This is a genomic window from Aeromicrobium sp. Root472D3 (genome assembly GCF_001426485.1).
Taxonomy (GTDB): domain Bacteria; phylum Actinomycetota; class Actinomycetes; order Propionibacteriales; family Nocardioidaceae; genus Aeromicrobium.
Map to the genome: position 1 here is coordinate 2,407,199 of NZ_LMET01000001.1, position 15,776 is coordinate 2,422,974.

19 protein-coding genes are annotated in these 15,776 nt (G+C 72.1%); 12 read left to right on the top strand and 7 right to left on the bottom strand.

The window, feature by feature from the left end:
• Positions 1–32: 32 nt before the first annotated feature.
• Complete coding sequence (locus ASD10_RS11890) at positions 33–443, bottom strand: hypothetical protein (protein ID WP_157432564.1); 411 nt, start codon at positions 441–443, stop codon at positions 33–35.
• Positions 444–495: 52 nt separating this feature from the next.
• Here ASD10_RS11890 and ASD10_RS11895 point away from each other — a divergent pair, with 52 nt between their 5' ends.
• Positions 496–1,245 (top strand): metal-dependent transcriptional regulator, encoded by a 750-nt coding sequence (locus tag ASD10_RS11895; RefSeq protein WP_056608647.1) that lies wholly within the window; start codon positions 496–498, stop codon positions 1,243–1,245.
• Positions 1,246–1,335: 90 nt separating this feature from the next.
• Entirely contained in the window at positions 1,336–2,370 is a 1,035-nt protein-coding gene (locus tag ASD10_RS11900) for a sodium:calcium antiporter (protein ID WP_056608651.1), read from the top strand.
• On the opposite strand, the gene ASD10_RS11905 is transcribed toward ASD10_RS11900, so the two are convergent.
• The gene (locus ASD10_RS11905) at positions 2,331–2,936 is read right to left on the bottom strand and encodes a TetR/AcrR family transcriptional regulator (protein WP_162248851.1); all 606 of its coding nucleotides are present in this window, start codon (positions 2,934–2,936) and stop codon (positions 2,331–2,333) included. The genes ASD10_RS11900 and ASD10_RS11905 overlap by 40 nt on opposite strands.
• Positions 2,937–3,065: 129 nt before the next feature.
• On the opposite strand from ASD10_RS11905, the gene ASD10_RS11910 reads away from it, so the two are divergent.
• From ASD10_RS11910 to ASD10_RS11930, 5 genes are read left to right on the top strand one after another with little or no spacing between them, the layout of a single operon-like run.
• The gene (locus tag ASD10_RS11910; RefSeq protein WP_056608656.1) at positions 3,066–3,731 is read left to right on the top strand and encodes an HAD family phosphatase; all 666 of its coding nucleotides are present in this window, start codon (positions 3,066–3,068) and stop codon (positions 3,729–3,731) included.
• Between the two features lie 16 nt (positions 3,732–3,747).
• A complete protein-coding gene (locus ASD10_RS11915; protein ID WP_056608661.1) occupies positions 3,748–4,956 on the top strand; it encodes a sedoheptulose 7-phosphate cyclase in 1,209 nt (402 codons plus the stop codon).
• Positions 4,953–5,759: an O-methyltransferase gene (locus tag ASD10_RS11920; protein WP_056608665.1), complete on the top strand. Its 807-nt coding sequence runs from the start codon at positions 4,953–4,955 to the stop codon at positions 5,757–5,759. Before ASD10_RS11915 ends, ASD10_RS11920 begins: the two co-directional genes overlap by 4 nt.
• Positions 5,759–7,060, top strand: coding sequence for an ATP-grasp enzyme (locus ASD10_RS11925; RefSeq protein WP_056608667.1), 1,302 nt, complete (start codon positions 5,759–5,761; stop codon positions 7,058–7,060). The genes ASD10_RS11920 and ASD10_RS11925 overlap by 1 nt, the downstream gene beginning before the upstream one ends.
• The gene (locus ASD10_RS11930; RefSeq protein ID WP_056608670.1) at positions 7,060–8,088 is read left to right on the top strand and encodes a D-alanine--D-alanine ligase; all 1,029 of its coding nucleotides are present in this window, start codon (positions 7,060–7,062) and stop codon (positions 8,086–8,088) included. Before ASD10_RS11925 ends, ASD10_RS11930 begins: the two co-directional genes overlap by 1 nt.
• Here the strand turns inward: ASD10_RS11930 and ASD10_RS19190 are convergent.
• Positions 7,971–8,288, bottom strand: a complete 318-nt coding sequence (locus tag ASD10_RS19190) for a hypothetical protein (RefSeq protein WP_200938260.1) — start codon at positions 8,286–8,288, stop codon at positions 7,971–7,973. The two genes, ASD10_RS11930 and ASD10_RS19190, sit on opposite strands and share 118 nt — an antisense overlap.
• 34 nt (positions 8,289–8,322) lie before the next feature.
• On the opposite strand from ASD10_RS19190, the gene ASD10_RS11935 reads away from it, so the two are divergent.
• Complete coding sequence (locus ASD10_RS11935) at positions 8,323–8,952, top strand: hypothetical protein (protein WP_056608673.1); 630 nt, start codon at positions 8,323–8,325, stop codon at positions 8,950–8,952.
• An 11-nt stretch (positions 8,953–8,963) separates the two neighbouring features.
• Here the strand turns inward: ASD10_RS11935 and ASD10_RS11940 are convergent, their stop codons facing one another.
• Entirely contained in the window at positions 8,964–9,329 is a 366-nt protein-coding gene (locus tag ASD10_RS11940; RefSeq protein ID WP_056610226.1) for a helix-turn-helix transcriptional regulator, read from the bottom strand.
• A 146-nt stretch (positions 9,330–9,475) separates the two neighbouring features.
• Here ASD10_RS11940 and ASD10_RS11945 point away from each other — a divergent pair, with 146 nt between their 5' ends.
• From ASD10_RS11945 to ASD10_RS11955, 4 genes are all read left to right on the top strand, one after another.
• Entirely contained in the window at positions 9,476–9,676 is a 201-nt protein-coding gene (locus ASD10_RS11945; protein WP_056608675.1) for a DUF6458 family protein, read from the top strand.
• Between the two features lie 57 nt (positions 9,677–9,733).
• Complete coding sequence (locus ASD10_RS19195; RefSeq protein ID WP_200938261.1) at positions 9,734–9,895, top strand: GPGG-motif small membrane protein; 162 nt, start codon at positions 9,734–9,736, stop codon at positions 9,893–9,895.
• A gap of 85 nt (positions 9,896–9,980) precedes the next feature.
• Positions 9,981–11,435, top strand: coding sequence for a serine/threonine-protein kinase (locus ASD10_RS11950; RefSeq protein ID WP_056608678.1), 1,455 nt, complete (start codon positions 9,981–9,983; stop codon positions 11,433–11,435).
• 104 nt (positions 11,436–11,539) lie between these two features.
• Positions 11,540–11,860, top strand: a complete 321-nt coding sequence (locus ASD10_RS11955) for a hypothetical protein (RefSeq protein WP_056608679.1) — start codon at positions 11,540–11,542, stop codon at positions 11,858–11,860.
• Here ASD10_RS11955 and ASD10_RS11960 read toward each other — a convergent pair.
• Genes ASD10_RS11960 through ASD10_RS11970 form a run of 3 tightly spaced genes read right to left on the bottom strand, consistent with a single transcriptional unit; the run spans position 11,829 to position 15,669 of the window.
• Entirely contained in the window at positions 11,829–12,227 is a 399-nt protein-coding gene (locus tag ASD10_RS11960) for a hypothetical protein (RefSeq protein WP_056608683.1), read from the bottom strand. The genes ASD10_RS11955 and ASD10_RS11960 overlap by 32 nt on opposite strands.
• On the bottom strand, positions 12,224–12,973 hold the full coding sequence (locus tag ASD10_RS11965) for a hypothetical protein (protein ID WP_157432565.1): 750 nt from the start codon (positions 12,971–12,973) through the stop codon (positions 12,224–12,226). The genes ASD10_RS11960 and ASD10_RS11965 overlap by 4 nt, the downstream gene beginning before the upstream one ends.
• Positions 12,970–15,669, bottom strand: coding sequence for an EAL domain-containing protein (locus ASD10_RS11970; protein ID WP_056608688.1), 2,700 nt, complete (start codon positions 15,667–15,669; stop codon positions 12,970–12,972). The genes ASD10_RS11965 and ASD10_RS11970 overlap by 4 nt, the downstream gene beginning before the upstream one ends.
• Between the last annotated feature and the right edge of the window lie 107 nt (positions 15,670–15,776).

Below are 15,776 nucleotides of genomic sequence, written 5' to 3' on the forward strand. Positions count from 1 at the left end.
CGCAACGCTGGAGGACGCTCCACCCGCGGGTTTCAGTCCAGGACGCCGAGCGACGCGAAGAGCTCGCGCAGCGCCTTCTGCCCCTGGGCGTAGGCCCCGACGCTCGGCATCCCCCGCCACGAGACGTACTGCGCGTCCCTGACCGACGGAGCGTCGGCGATCCCATGACCCGACTCGAGCAGCGCCGTGAGCTCGTCGGACGGCCGGGGTGACGTCCTGCCGCCGACCGCCGTGAGGATCGACGCCTTCTCGCCCTTGATGCTGACGGTCAGGATGCCCATGCCCTTCTTGACCCGGACGTCGCCCACCGGCGCCTGCCAGACGACCTGCAGGTCGTTCGACTGGAGGGTGAGGTGGCTGCCGTCGGACGACAGTGCCCCGGGGCGGGCGACACCCATGAGGTAGTTCTCGCGGTAGTAGACGAACGCACGCACGGTTTCCATGGCGTGAGTCTCCCATCGAGGGGCACGATCCCCGTGCCGGTATCCTCTCGGGGTGGCCAACAGACGCAATGTGGTTGCGGTCGAGGACTGCCTGAAGGCGATCTTCTCGGTGGGCGAGTGGGACGCCTCCGCGCGCACCGTCGGCGACATCGCGGCCCGCCTGCGGGCGTCGACGTCGTCGGTCTCGGAGATGGTGCGCCGCCTCACCGACGACGGCCTGGTCGAGCACGAACGCTACGGCAACGTCGACCTGACGCCCGCCGGCCTCGCGCGGGCCCTGCAGATGGTGCGCCGCCACCGCCTCGTCGAGACGTACCTCGTGACGGCCCTCGACTACGGCTGGGACGAGGTGCACGACGAGGCCGAGGTGCTGGAGCACGCGATCTCCGACCTGATGCTCGACCGCATGGACCGCCGTCTCGGTCACCCGTGGCGCGATCCGCACGGCGACGCGATCCCGACCGCCGCGGGCGTCCTGCACCTGCCGGCGGCGCGCCCGCTCGGCGAGCTCGACGAGGGCGCGAGCGGCGTCGTCGCGCGCATCGACGACGAGGACCCCGAGCTGCTGCGCTGGTTCGCCGATCACGGTGTGGTGCTCGACGTCGGGCTCACGGTCACGGGGCTCAAGCCGTTCGGGGGTGCCACGGAGGTCTCGATCGCGTCCACCGACAAGGCGACGCCCCTCGACCTCGGCGTGCAGGCCGTCGCGGCGCTGTGGGTCGCCGACGCTCCCCCGGGCGTCGACGCGACGTCGACGGGCTGCCACTACGCCGCGTGCCAGCACGTCGGGACGCCCGCCTAGCCGCTCGCGCGGGCAGAGTTCGGAACTCCGAACTCTGCAGTTGGGACGACGACGTTTGCGGGCGCCGCGCGCGACCCTAGCGTCGTCGACATGATTCACGTGCTCCTGCTGGTCGTCTGCGCCGTCGCGATCTACCTGTCGTGCGAGTGGTTCGTCAACGCGATCGAGTGGCTCGGCGTCCGCCTGAAGGTCGGCGGCATGGCGGTCGGCACGATCCTGGCAGCGGCCGGAACGGCGCTGCCCGAGTCGGTCGTGACGCTGATGGCGGTGCTGTTCGGCAGCGAGGAGAACGGCAACGACATCGCGGTGGGCGCGGCGATGGGCGGACCGCTGGTCGTCGGCACCATCGCGTACGCCGTCACGGGCGGCATGCTGTTCCTGCGCTTCCGCAGGAAGCGCGCCATGGCGCTGGCCGGCCGGCAGGACGCTCCGGGCACCGATCTGCGCGACGACGAGGGCATCGACACCGAGCGTCTCGCCCGCGACCAGGTCTGGTTCCTGTGCATCTTCGCGGTCAAGGTCGCCCTGGGTCTGGTCGCCTTCGCGATCAAGCCGTGGCTCGGCCTGCTGTTCCTCGTGGCGTACGGCGTCTACTTCTACAAGGAGATGACCGATGACGGCGATGCCGCGTCGGCCGACGACCTCGAGCCGCTGAAGCTGCGCCCCAGGGCCGCCAAGCCCGGCACCCTGCCGGTCGTGCTGCAGACCGTCGGCTCGCTCGTCGTGATCTTCGCGGCCTCGCAGGTCTTCGTCGAGCAGCTCGAGTGGGCCGGACCGGCCCTCGGGCTGCCGGCCGTCGTCGTCGCGCTGCTGCTCTCGCCGATCGCGACCGAGCTGCCCGAGATCATGAACGCGATCATCTGGGTGCGTCAGGGCAAGGCCAACCTCGCGCTCGCCAACATCTCCGGCTCGATGATGATCCAGGCCACCGTGCCGTCCGCGATCGGCATCGGATTCACGACGTGGAAGTTCGACACCCCGCTGATGCTCGCGGGCTTCGCGACGCTCGCGTCGGTGGCCTACCTGCTGTGGGCCGTGCGCCACCGCTCGTTCACCGCGACGAAGCTGCTCTACGCGGGTGGCTTCTACCTGGTGTTCGCGGCCGGGCTCGTGCTGACGGTCTGACCCAGGCCTCGCAGGACGATCCGCACCGCGTGCCGGATCAGGTCGTCGGACGGCAGCGTGTCGTGCATCAGCACGGGGCACACGACGGCTCCTGACAGCATCGCGACGGCGGCCTCGAGCTCGGCGCCCTCCGCGACGTCGGCCAGCACCTCGCGCACGACGCTCTCGCCGTCCTCCACGACCCGGTCGCGGATCGCGGCGACCTCGTCGACCGTCGCGCCCCACTGCGCCAGCGCCATCAGCACCTTGTCGAGCCGGAGCTCGACGATGCCGCGACGGAACGTCGTCAGCTCCGCGACGAGGTCGGTCTCGACGTCGCCGGTGCGCTCGTCGTGCGGCATGTCGCGGACGGCGTCGAGCGCCAGCACCACGAGGTCGATCTTCTGCGGCCAGTGCGTGTAGAGGGTCGTGCGCGAGTAGCCGGCCGAGGCGGCGACGTGCGCGTGCGACAGCGCCTCCCACCCCTCGCGCGTCAGGACCTTCAGGGCCGTGTGAGCGACGTCATGGCGGGTACGGGCCACCCGGACGTCGTCGGCGTCGCCGCGTCGCTGCGACTTCTGCACCACGCTGGCCACCTCCCGGAGATCTCGTCCGAGTGAAGGTACTAGATCGCGCTGCGTTCTCCTATTGCACTTTCTGTTCGCTACCGTACGGTGAGTTCAACTAGACCCGGAACGTCGCCCGAAAGGCCCTTCATGTCCGCCATCCTGTTCGGTTCCATCAGCACGCTCGCCGACACCTCCGAGCTGCAGCGCCGCTCGTTCAACGAGGCGTTCAGCGCCCACGACCTCGACTGGAGCTGGAGCCGCGACGACTACGTCTCGATGCTCGGCTCGAACGGCGGTGCCGACCGCATCGCGGAGTACGCGCGCTCGCAGGGCGTCGAGGTCGACGCCGCCGCCGTGCACGCCACGAAGTCGCAGATCTTCCAGGACCTGCTGGCCGGGTCGGGCGTCTCGGCCCGTCCGGGGGTCGTCGAGACCATCGAGGCCGCCCGGGCCGACGACGTGAAGGTCGGCTTCGTCACGACCACCTCGCGCGAGAACATCGACGCCCTGCTGGCCGCGCTGTCGCCCGCGCTGACGGCCGACTCGTTCGACGTCATCGTCGACGCCTCGTCCGTCGACGCCGGCAAGCCCGACCCGGCTGCGTACCGCCACGCGCTCGAGAGCCTCGGCGAGGAGCCGGGCTCGTGCGTCGCGATCGAGGACAACGAGGGCGGCGTGCGCGCGGCCGCGGCGGCGTCGGTCACGTGCGTCGCCTTCCCGAACGAGAACACCGCGGACGGGGACTTCGGCACGGCCGCCGAGACCGTCACCCAGCTCGACCCGACCCACGTCCGCGGCCTGATCGCCGCCTGACTCCCGAAGGACATCCATGAGCTCCATGCAAGCCCGCGTCACCGCCGACGACCGCTCGTTCAGCGTCGAGGGGTACGAACGCATCGAGTACGACCTGGTCTACGTCGACGGCGTGTTCGACGTCGAGAACCTCCAGCTCGCCGACGCCTACCGCCCGTACGGCCGCACCCTGATGGTCGTCGACGAGTCGGTGCTGTCGCTGTACGGCGACCGGATCGAGGCGTACTTCGCCCACCACGACATCGCACTGACCCTCGTGCCGGTGCAGATCCGCGAGACAGCCAAGTCGCTCGAGACGTTCGAGTACATCGTCGGCGAGTTCGAGCGCTTCGGCCTCGTGCGCACCGAGCCCGTCCTCGTCGTCGGCGGCGGTCTGACGACCGACGTCGCGGGATTCGCGTGCGCGAGCTACCGCCGCAGCACGCCGTACATCCGCATCCCGACGACGCTGATCGGCCTGATCGACGCCAGCGTGTCGATCAAGGTCGCGGTCAACCACGGCAAGAACAAGAACCGGCTCGGCGCGTACCACGCGTCGTCGACCGTCCTGCTCGACTTCTCGTTCCTGGCGACGCTGCCCGAGGACCAGGTGCGCAACGGCATGGCCGAGCTCATCAAGATCGCCGTCGTCGGCAACCTCGAGATCTTCGAGATGCTCGAGCAGCACGGTCCCGAGCTGCTGCGGACGCGCTTCGGCCACCTGGACGGCACGCAGGAGCTCCGCGAGGTCGCGCACCGCCTGACGTACTCGGCGATCGCGACGATGCTCGAGCTCGAGACGCCGAACCTGCACGAGCTCGACCTCGACCGGGTCATCGCGTTCGGCCACACGTGGAGCCCCACGCTCGAGCTGTCGCCACCGGCGCCGTTCTTCCACGGTCACGCGATCAACATCGACATGGCGCTGTCGACGACGGTGGCCGAGCAGCGCGGGCTGCTGTCGACCGCCGACCGCGACCGCGTGCTCGGCGTCATGAGCGCCCTGGGTCTCGCGCTCGACAGCCCCCACCTGACCGCGGAGCTGCTCGAGGAGGCCACGGCGTCGATCCTCAAGACGCGCGACGGGCTCCTGCGCGCCGCCGTGCCCGACCCGATCGGCCAGTGCCACTTCCTCAACGACCTCGACGTCAGCGAGCTCACCGACGCGCTGACGCTGCACAAGAAGGTCTGCCTCGGCTTCGACCGCGAGGGCGCCGGCATCGACATGTTCACGGCCGAGCAGTGACCGAGGCCGTCCCACCGGCGCCGCGTCCCGTCACCCCGACCACGATCCTCGCCCGCGAGCTCGACGAGATCGCGGACCGGCTCGGGGACGGGGTGCCGGCCGACGTCGTCGCGCGGCTGCGACGCGCCCGCGACCTCGCGGGCGGCCTCGACCCGTACCTCGACCGGTGCACGTCGCCGGAGTCGGCCGACCTGGCCGAGCTCGCGCGCCGCACGCGTGAGGCCCCGTGGGCGTCGCGCGAGGTCGTGTCGGGATCGGGCCCGCTCGAGCAGGAGATGCTGTCGGGGCACGTCGAGGGTCGCTTCCTGGCGTTCCTCGTGCGGATGCTGCGGGCGCGCCGCGTGCTCGAGATCGGCATGTTCACGGGCTACTCGGCCCTCGCGATCGCCGAGGCGCTGCCGGAGGGCGGCGAGGTCGTGGCGTGCGAGGTCGACCCCTACGTCGCGGGCCTGGCCCGCGAGTGGCTCGACCTCTCCCCCGCCGGCGCGGCCGTGACGATCGAGGTCGGCTCGGCGGTCGAGACGCTCGACCGTCTCGAGGGCCCCTTCGACCTGGTGTTCGTCGACGCCGACAAGACCGGCTACGCCGAGTACTACCGGCGACTGCTCGACTCCGACCTGTTGGCGCCCGGCGCGGTCGTCGCGGTCGACAACACCCTGCTGCAGGGCCAGCCGTGGGCCGACGACCCGACGGCCAACGGCGCCGCCGTGGCGCGGTTCAACCAGCTCGTCGCCGACGACCCGCGGGTCGAGCAGGTGCTCGTCCCCCTGCGCGACGGCGTGACCCTGATCCGCAGGGTCTGATGGCGCGCGCGATCCTGCGGACCTCCGCCGTCCTCGGTGGGCTCGCCGTGACCCTGCCGCTCGACCTCGCGGTGGCCGCCGCGGCCGTGGTGACGAACGGGCGGCGCCCGACGACGGCGCAGGCGTCGTCACCGCGCACGGTGCTGCTGACCGGCGGCAAGATGACCAAGTCGCTGCAGCTGGCACGGTCGTTCCACCTGGCCGGGCACCGCGTCGTCCTGGTGGAGTCGGCGCGGTACCGCTGGACGGGGCACCGGTTCTCGCGCGCCGTCGACGCCTTCCACGTCGTGCCGGAGCCCACCGCGCCCAGGTACGCGCAGGCCCTGCTCGACGTCGTGCGACGCGAGGGCGTCGACGTCGTCGTCCCGGTCGCCAGCCCCGCGGCGAGCATCCACGACGCCGACGCACGAGCCGTGCTGGACGAGCACTGCGAGGTGCTGCACGGCGACGGCGACACCGTGCGGATGCTCGACGACAAGTCGACGTTCTCGCAGCACGCCGCGTCGCTCGGCCTGCGCGTGCCCGACTGGCGCCGCGTCACCGACGCCCGGCAGGTCGAGGAGTTCGACTTCCCTCCCGGACGCGAGTACATCCTCAAGCGGATCGCCTACAACCCCGTCGGACGCATGGACCTGACCCGGCTGAGCCGCGAGACCCCGCAGCGCAACGCCGAGTTCGCGCGGGGCCTCGGCATCACGCCGGACGATCCTTGGATCCTGCAGGAGTTCGTGCGCGGCCGCGAGTACTGCACCCACGGGACGGTGCGCGACGGCCACCTGCAGGTCTACGGCTGCTGCGAGTCGTCGGCGTTCCAGGTCAACTACGAGATGGTCGACAAGCCCGCCATCCGCGAGTGGGTCACGACGTTCGTGGAGGACCTCGGCGTCACGGGTCAGCTGTCGTTCGACTTCATCGAGTCCGACCGCGACGGCGAGGTGTACGCGATCGAGTGCAACCCGCGCACGCACTCGGCCATCACGATGTTCCACGACCACCCGGCGGTCGCCGCGGCCTACCTCGACGACGGGCACCCCGTGATCGAGCCGCGGCGGTCGTCGCGACCGACGTACTGGACGTACCACGAGGCCTGGCGCCTGCTGACGGAACCGCGTCGCGCGGCACGGCTGCGGACGATCGGGGCCGGCAAGGACGCGATCCTGACCGGGTGGGACCCGCTGCCCTACCTGCTCGTGCACCACCTGCAGATCCCGTCGCTGCTGATCGACAACCTGCTGAGCGGGCGCGGGTGGTCGCGCATCGACTTCAACATCGGCAAGCTCGTCGAGGAGGGTGGCGACTGATGGCCCTGTCCGTCCTCGTCCTGGCGGGGTCGCCCGTCGACGACTTCCACGGGGACCTCTCGCGCGTGTACGCGCAGGGATTCCTCGACGTGCTGGCCGGCGACGACGCCTGCCGACCGATGATCGCGTGGGTGTCGCCCGGCGGGGCGTGGTGCTTCCCGTCGGGCCTCGACCCCACGGACGTGGCGGCCGCGCCGCAGCTGTCGCTGTCCGAGGCCGTCGAGGTGCTGACGTCGGGCGACGTCGACGTCATGGTGCCGGAGATGTTCTGCCTGCCCGGCATGACGACGTACCGCAGCCTGTTCGACCTCATCGGCATCCCGTTCGTCGGCAACCGCGCCGACGTGATGGCCATGACGGCCGACAAGGCCCGCGCGCGGGCGGTCGTCGCGGCAGCGGGCGTCGCCGTGCCGCACGGTGTCGTCGTGCGCCGGGGCGAGACGGTCGACGTCGACGTCCCGGTCGTGGTCAAGCCCGTCGACGCCGACAACTCGGCCGGGGTGAGCCTCGTGCGCGACCCGTCCGACCTCGACGCCGCCGTCGAGGGCGCACTCGAGCACTCCGACGCCGCCCTGGTCGAGACGTTCGTGCCGCTGGGCCGCGAGGTGCGGTGCGGCGTCATCGAGCGCGACGGCGAGCTCGTGTGCCTGCCGCTCGAGGAGTACGCCGTCGCCGACGTCCGCACCCCGGCCGACAAGCTCGACCGCACGGGCGACGGCGAGCTGTACCTCGTGGCGAAGGAGCGGACACGTGCCTGGATCGTGCCGACCGACGACCCCGTCACCCAGAAGGTGTGGGACATGGCCCGCCGGTGCCACGTGGCCCTCGGGTGCCGCCACTACAGCCTGATCGACGTGAGGATCGATCCCGACGGCGAGCCGTGGTTCCTCGAGGCCAGCCTCTACTGCTCCTACTCCCCCTCGAGCGTCGTCGCCGTCATGGCGGCCGCGTCAGGCGTCGGCGTCGACGAGCTGTTCGCGATGGCGCTGGACGAGCTCGCCGTCCAGCGCCCCGACCTCGACCGGTAGCTGCCGACGCTGGAGCGCGACCCGAACGAGAGCGCCGACAGCGCCGACACGGCCGAGAACGCCGACCCCACGGAGCAGAACGAGCCGACCGACCCGATCGACAGGAACGATCCCTGCGACCCGATGCTGAGGATCGAGTGCCGCGAGCCGATCGACAGGATCGACCGCGACGAGCGCCACGACCACAGGGAGTCCGTCATGCGTCGACGATACGCCCGTCCGTAGGGTGACGTCATGGACGACGACACCACGACCTGGACGCCCGAGGGCGCCGCGCGCCTGACCACCGCGGCGGAGTCCCTGCAGGACGCCATCGGTGAGCACGCCCGGGCGTCGATCGCGGCCGCCGGGGACGACGAGGCCGTCTTCAGGGCCAGCGAGGAGCTGCTGGCGGCGCTCGTGGCCTACGGGACGGCGCAGGCCGAGCACACGGGCTACGGCTTCCCCCTGCTGGTGCTCGAGCAGTTCGTCGCCGTCGACAACGACGACGACGACGAGGACGAGGACGAGCCTGAAGAGCCGGTCGCGGTCGTCTCGGTCGTGCAGCGTCACGACTACGAGGTCGTGGACGCCGACGCCGTCATGGCCGCCGGACGGGCCGCCTACCTGCGCGTGCATCCCGGCGACACCGACGACGAGGCGTCGGCCGACGTGACCCACCTCGGCCGCGCGCTGTACCAGCTGGCCCACGCCGACGGCTGGAGGAGCCTGGCCGACGCCGACGGGATCGACCCGATCGGCGGCGTCGTCGCGGTCGCGCGGCAGGCCACCCCGCTCGGACCCGACCCGGACGACTGGGTCGACACGGTGCTCGACGACACCGACGACCTGCTGCACACCCAGGACGAGGTGTACCGCCGCTGAGTGATGGCCGCCTAGGACGGCGAGCCGGCCACCGACGACCGCAGGACGTCGGCGAGGCCCTCGAGGGCGCCGGGGACCAGCGCGTAGAACGCCCACGAGCCGCGCTTGGTGCGGGTCAGCAGGCCCGCCGCGACCAGGATCTTGAGGTGGTGGGAGACGGTCGGCTGCGAGAGGTCGACGGGCCCGGTCAGGTCGCAGACGCACGCCTCCTGGCCATCGTGGGCGGCGACCAGCGAGAGCAGACGCAAGCGGGTGGGCTCGGCGATCGCCTTCAGGCGCGCGGCCAGCAGCGCGGCCTGGGCCGCGGGCATCGGGTCTCTCCGCACGGGCGTGCAGACGTCCGTCGTCGACTCGGCGAGCGGCGGTGGAGACACCATGTCGTCCATCCTGCCCGACCCGGGCAACACGCGCTGTCACCTTTGGCATAGATGTTCGTCGATCGATCGGTTTGAACCCGCTGGTACGGGGCACGTCGTCCGATGTCGTCATCAGACGGCCGCATCGCAGAACGGAAGGGCCTCCCATGTACTTCGGTGGATCGATAGCACTCATCGCCCTCGGCGCCATCCTCTCGTTCGCCGTGCAGGACCGCATCTCCGGCGTCGACCTGGTCGTCGTCGGCTACATCTGCATGGCGGCCGGTGCCCTCGGCATCGTCCTGAGCCTCGTCGCGAACGGACAGCGCTCGCGCGCGGTCCGTCGAGACGACCTGCCGCCGCGCTGAGCTCTGCACACCACCGGTCGGCGCACTCCGCGCCGTCCACCTACGAAAGGAACCACCATGGGCTTTCTGCTCTGGATCATCGCCGTCGCACTCGTCATCTACGGCATCATCACGCTGATCAACGGCAGCATCCTGTTCGGCATCATCCTGATCGTCGTCGGCCTGGCCGTCGGCCCCGGCGGATGGTCGATCTTCAACCGTCGCGGCTCGCGCGCCTGATCCGCACGCCGCACCCGGGCACCCCGCTCGCCGCACCTGCGGCGGGCGGGGTGTCGCACGTCGAACCCCGCCGGACGAAGGACGCATGACCGAGAAGCTGAACGGACGCTACGAGCTCGGCGACGTCGTGGGAGCCGGCGGCATGGGCGCCGTGTACCGCGCCACCGACACCCGCCTAGGGCGGGTCGTCGCCGTCAAGGCGCTGCGTGGCGGAGCCCTCGCCGACGAGGTCGCCCGCGCGCGCATGCGCAGCGAGGCCCGGCTGGCCAGCACCGTCCACCACCCCGGCGTCGCGCAGGTCTACGACTACGACGACAGGAGCACGACGCACGGTGGCATGGCGTTCATCGTCATGGAGTTCGTCGACGGCCGGAGCCTCTCGCAGGTGATCCGCGACCGAGGGCGCCTGCCGGTCGACGAGGTGATGTCGATCGTCCAGCAGGTCGCCGACGCGCTCGCCGCCGCCCACGCGGTCGGGGTCGTGCACCGCGACCTCAAGCCGGCCAACATCATGCTGACCCCCGCCGGACGAGCCGTCCTGGTCGACTTCGGCATCGCCAGCTCGGCCACGAGCGACCCGTTGACCGACACCGGGGCACTCATCGGCACCGCCGACTACCTCAGCCCCGAGCAGGCGTCGGGTCGGTCGGCGACTCCCCGGTCCGACCTGTACGCCCTGGGCGTCGTCACCCACCAGTGCCTGACGGGCGTCTCGCCGTTCCGCCGCGACCACCACGTCGCGACCGCGCTGGCCCACCTGCAGGACGAGCTGCCACCGCTCGACGCGTCGGTCCCGCCGCGGGTCCGCGAGCTCGTGCGCCGGCTCGCCGAGAAGAACCCGGTCGACCGCCCGGCCGACGCCGGAGAGGTCGCTCGCGAGGCTGCGGCGATCGGGGGCGCGTCCGTCGTCGACGTGCCGACGGCGCCGGCGACGGCGACGGCGGCGATGCCGACGCCGTCGTCGGGCCGCGCGCGGAGGCGACGTCCCGTCGCGCTGTACGCGGGCGCCGCTCTCGTCGTCGCAGCAGCTCTGCTGCTCGGCGTCGGCCGGCTCACCGGCGACGACGCGTCGCCTCCCGCGACGGACGTGACGCCGGTCGAGCAGGCCGTCGCGACGAGCACCGCCGACGTGTCGGCCGACCGCCTGATCGGTACGCCCGCCGACGAGGCCACCGCACTGCTGGAACGTCTCGGGCTGGTCGTGCAGCGACGCGACGTGCCGAGCGCCGGCACCGCCGGCCTCGTCATCGGCGTCGACCGCACCGGCCAGGTGCCGCTGGGGACGACGGTCACGCTCGACGTCGCGGTCGCCCCCGCCCCCGCCGCCGCCTCGCCGTCGGCGCCGGCCACCCAGGCCCCGTCGTCGTCCGGCGGCACTGCCGTGAGCACCGGCACCGGCACCCCTTCGACGTCGGGCAGGAGTGCCCCGACGTCGAAGGGTGCCGCGAAGCCGAAGGCCCCGAGGCAGGGCAAGGCCCCGAGGCAGGGCAAGGGCGCGGCGAAGGGCAAGGGCGGCGGCAAGGACAAAGGCAAGGGCTGACGTTGGTCCCTTCCCTTCCCGGTCTCGGACTGGTACTGACGGACCTATAGGGTTGATCGACGTTCATCGATGTCACACCCGCACCACTGCACCAGGAGGCACCCATGCCGGACCAGCAGGAGCTCACGATCTCGCTCACCGGCGAGCGGGCCGTCCGGTGCCCGCGCTGCCAGTCGGACAGCGGGCTGCACTTCGACGAGGTCTCGCTGATCGACCCCGCCGGTGACGTCATCCCGCTGCACGCCGAGGGCGGCGAGGGCCTGTCGGTCGTCACCGCCACGATCGGCGACGGCACCCAGCCCGGCCGACGTCACCTGATCGTGCTGCCGCACTGGTGCACGGCGTGCGGCGAGCGCGGCGAGATCGTGCTGCGCCAGGACGCCGGGCACACGGTCAGCCAGTACCGCGAGCTGCCGCAGGGCTGACGCGTCGGCCGCACGGCTCGACCCGCGCGCCGTCGAACCAGGCGTTGATCTCGCCGCTGTCGCCCGACACCGTCACCGACAGGTCGACGAGCGATCCCGCCGTCAGCCGCGGCGAGAGCCGCACCACGACGTGCTGCGACCTCCCTCCGCCGCGGCACGTGATGGCCCGGCTGCCGATGAGCTGCGGGCTCGACGCCGCCGAGAAGACCAGGACGGTCGTCGGCGGGTCGACCGGACACACCACCGTCAACCGGACGGACGACGGACGCAGCTGGTCGAGCGTGATGCCCAGCGCGCCGGCGGATGCCGACCCCGGGGCGCCGATCGCGAGCAGCGTCGTCGCGAGCACGCCCGACAGGACCCTCATCGTCCGTCGCCCGGCACGATGCCGATCGCGCAGCGCCGCTCGACCGCCGTCGTGACGGTCGTCGCGACGAGGGGGTCGAGCGACCACGCGAAGGGCACGGAGCGGTCCTCGGGGCGCTCCAACACGACGAGGTCCCCCGCCACCACCCGCGGACCGGGACGGTCGTGCACGTCGATCGCGACGTCGGGGAACTCCCCGGCCAGCTCGGCCAGGACCGGAGCCGTGGCCCCGTCGGCCGCCTCCCGGCCGACCACGACCACCGTCGCCCGGTCACGCGCCTGCTCGAGGGCGAACCGGACCGTTGCCGCGCCGACGGCGGCGCGTCCGCCGCCCAGGACCACGCGGCCGGGGCGCCCCGGCTCCCTCTCGTCGTGCGGGACGACCATCACGGGGCTGTCGGCGTGGCGGGCCAGCCGGGCGACCACGTCGCTGCCGCGCAGCTGCGTGAACCACGTCGCGTCGGCGCACCCCACGACCAGCAGCCGCGACGCCCGGGACGCCCGTTCGAGCGCGTCGACGACGCCGGCCGTCGTCAACCGGAATCCGACCGGCGGGGTGCGACGCTCCGGCAGCGACGCGTGCGGGCGCATGCTCTCGAGCACGAGCCGGCCCCGATCGGCGTCCGAGGCGGCGCAGCAGTGCACCACCTGCACGAACGTGCGCCCGGCGACGGCCTCGCGCATCGCGATGCGCATTGCTGTCGGGTGCGGTCTCCTCATGCCGATGACGACGGGTCGATCTCTCATCGCTTTGCTCCTTCGTGGGTGTCGTCGGCCGGTCGGTCGGCGATGGCGGGAACGGTCTCGGGGCCGCGGGGAAGGCCCCACCACCAGCCCTGCGCCTGCAGGCCGAGGCCGCGGATCGCGTCGAGCTGCCGCTCGGTCTCGACCCCCTCGACGATGCAGGGGATGCCGAGCTCGGCGGCCATCGACGCGACCCCGTGGACGACGGCCGAGTGCGCGCGCTGGTCGGGGAGCCCCGCCGTGAACGATGCGTCGACCTTCAGGATGTCGACCGGCAGGGTCGTGAGGCTCTTGAGCGTCGCGTACGCCGTGCCGAAGTCGTCGATCGCGATGCGGACGCCCGCCTGGCGCAGGAGCTCGAGCTCCTCGAGCACCGACCGGCCCGCGTTGAGGATCGACGTCTCGGTCACCTCGATCACGAGCCGTGAGGACGCGACCCCGTGCTCGGCGAGCGCCGCCACGACCCGGCCCCGCAGGCCACGGCTCGCCAGCTCGCGGGCACTCACGTTGACGGCGACCGACATCGTCTCGGGCCACCCGTGGGCCGTGGCGAGGGCCAGGTCCAGCACCCGGTCGCTCAGCACCTCGGCGAGGCCGGCCGACTCGGCCGCCACGACGGCCGGCAGCGTCGGCAGCGGCGACCCCGACGCGTCGAGCAGCCTCAGCAGCGCCTCGGCACCGCACACGACCCCCGTGTCGACGTCCACGACCGGTTGGAAGACCAGCGCGATCCGGTCGTCGTGGAGGCCCTCGCGCACGGCCTGCTCCAGCGACCGACGCGCCTCGGTGATGTCGTGCAGGTGCTCGTCGAAGATGTCGTGACGATCCTTGCCGCGCTGCTTGGCGCGGTACATCGCGGCGTCGGCGCGGTCGATGAGCTGGTCGGGACGCACGTCGGGCTCGGCCAGCACGTCGAGCCGGGCGATCCCGACGCTCGCGGACACCACGATGCCGAGCTCGTCGTCGGGCACGGTGCGACGGACGGCGTCGACGAGCCGCTGCGCCAGGCGGAAGAGGTCCTCCTGGCCGTCGTCGGTCTCGAGCAGCACGACGAACTCGTCGCCACCGATCCGCGCGAGCGTGTCGGTCGGTCGCAGCACCTCCCGCAGGTCGCGGGCGACGCCGATGAGCACCTGGTCCCCCGCGTCATGACCCGCGCGGTCGTTGACGGTCTTGAAGCCGTCGAGGTCGATGAACAGCACCGAGACCCAGGTGTCGTCCGTACGCCCCGACCGGGCGAGCTCGACCGCGTGCTCGCAGCGCTCCAGCAGGAGGCGGCGGTTCGGCAGCCCGGTGAGCTCGTCGTGCAGGGCCATCATCGTGAGCTGCTGCTCGGCCTCGCGACGCCCCGTCACGTCCTCGACCTGCACCAGCACGACCCGTGAGCCTGCCTGCTCCTCGATCCATGCCATCGCGACGAGGCCCCACAGCGGTGCCGTGTCGTCACCGGAGTGCATCCGCATCTCGGTGCGGGCACGATCGGTGCGACCCGCCAGGATCCCGGAGACCGTCGCCCGGTCGTCGGCGTCGACGAACCAGTCGAGGATCGAGGTGTTGACCAGCCGCTCGGGGGGCCTGCCCAGCAGCGTCCCCATCGTCGCGTTGGCCCGCAGGATCTCGCCCGACGACGACACGATGAACTTGCCGGTCAGGCCCTCGTCGAAGACGCGGCGGAACCGCTCCTCGCTGTCGAGCAGGAGCCGACGCTCGTCGGCCGCTGCGGCGGCCTCCCGCGCACGGCGGCGCGCCGTGGAGTACATCAGCGCCGTCGCGACGAGCACCAGCAGCACGGCCACGGCGAGCGCCCGCTCCAGCGTCCGTCGGAAGGCGGCGGCAGGGCGCGCCGCCTCGTCCTTCGGGAGGGACGCGGTCACGGTCCAGCCGATGGGTGCCACAGGCCCGGTCTCGACCAGCGCCTCGTCGGTCGTCGCGCTGGACGACCGACCCTCAAGGGCCGCAGCGGTCTCCGGCGAGATCTCGCCGGGTGTGCCCTGCCCTCGCGGATCAACCGCCAGCGAGCCGACCAGGGCCTGGCCCCGCTGGTCGGTCACGACGATCGAGATGCCGTCGTCGGCCTTCGCGCCCTCGCTGATCAGCCGCACCGACTCCAGCTCCCACAGGAAGGCGACGTAGCCGACACGACGGCCCCCTCGGCTCACCGGGGCCGCCACGGCGACGACGTACGGTCGTCCCACCGCTGCCGACCTGAACCCCTCCGACACGTACGGTCGTCCCGAGCTCGACGCCCCTTGGTACCAGTCGCGGAAGGCGAAGTTCCGCCCGACCAGCTCGGGCTGCTCCGGGTAGGACGCACGCGTCGATCCCGAGGCGTCGGTGAGGAACACCGCCGGCGAGTCCTGGCTCCTGGCCAGGCTCGCCAGGTCGTCGACGACGCGTCGCGGAGCCGCCGTTCCCCGTGTCGTCAGGTAGTCGCCGACGGGCGGGGCCTCGGCGAGCGCCTCCACGGCGCGCAGGTAGTCGTCGGTCTGGCGCACCAGTGCACGGACCGCGGCGTCACGGTTCGACCTCACGCGCTCCTGCGCCGCCGTCATGACCTGGTCGGTGGAGCGCCGGTCGGCGCGGTACCCGACGACGAGGAGCAGCAGCAGCCCCATCAGCGCGAGCGACACGGGCACGACGGCGGGGTGGCGGAAGCGCCACGGCAGGGTGTCCGGCTGCGCGGTCGCGGCTGTGCCCATGGAGCTCCTCCCCTGTGCCCCCACGGTGCGCGACCGGCGTGGCACGACACACGCCCGCAGGTCCGCGCCGCCAGGGACCTTGTCCTCTGGTCGGCGCGGACCTGCGG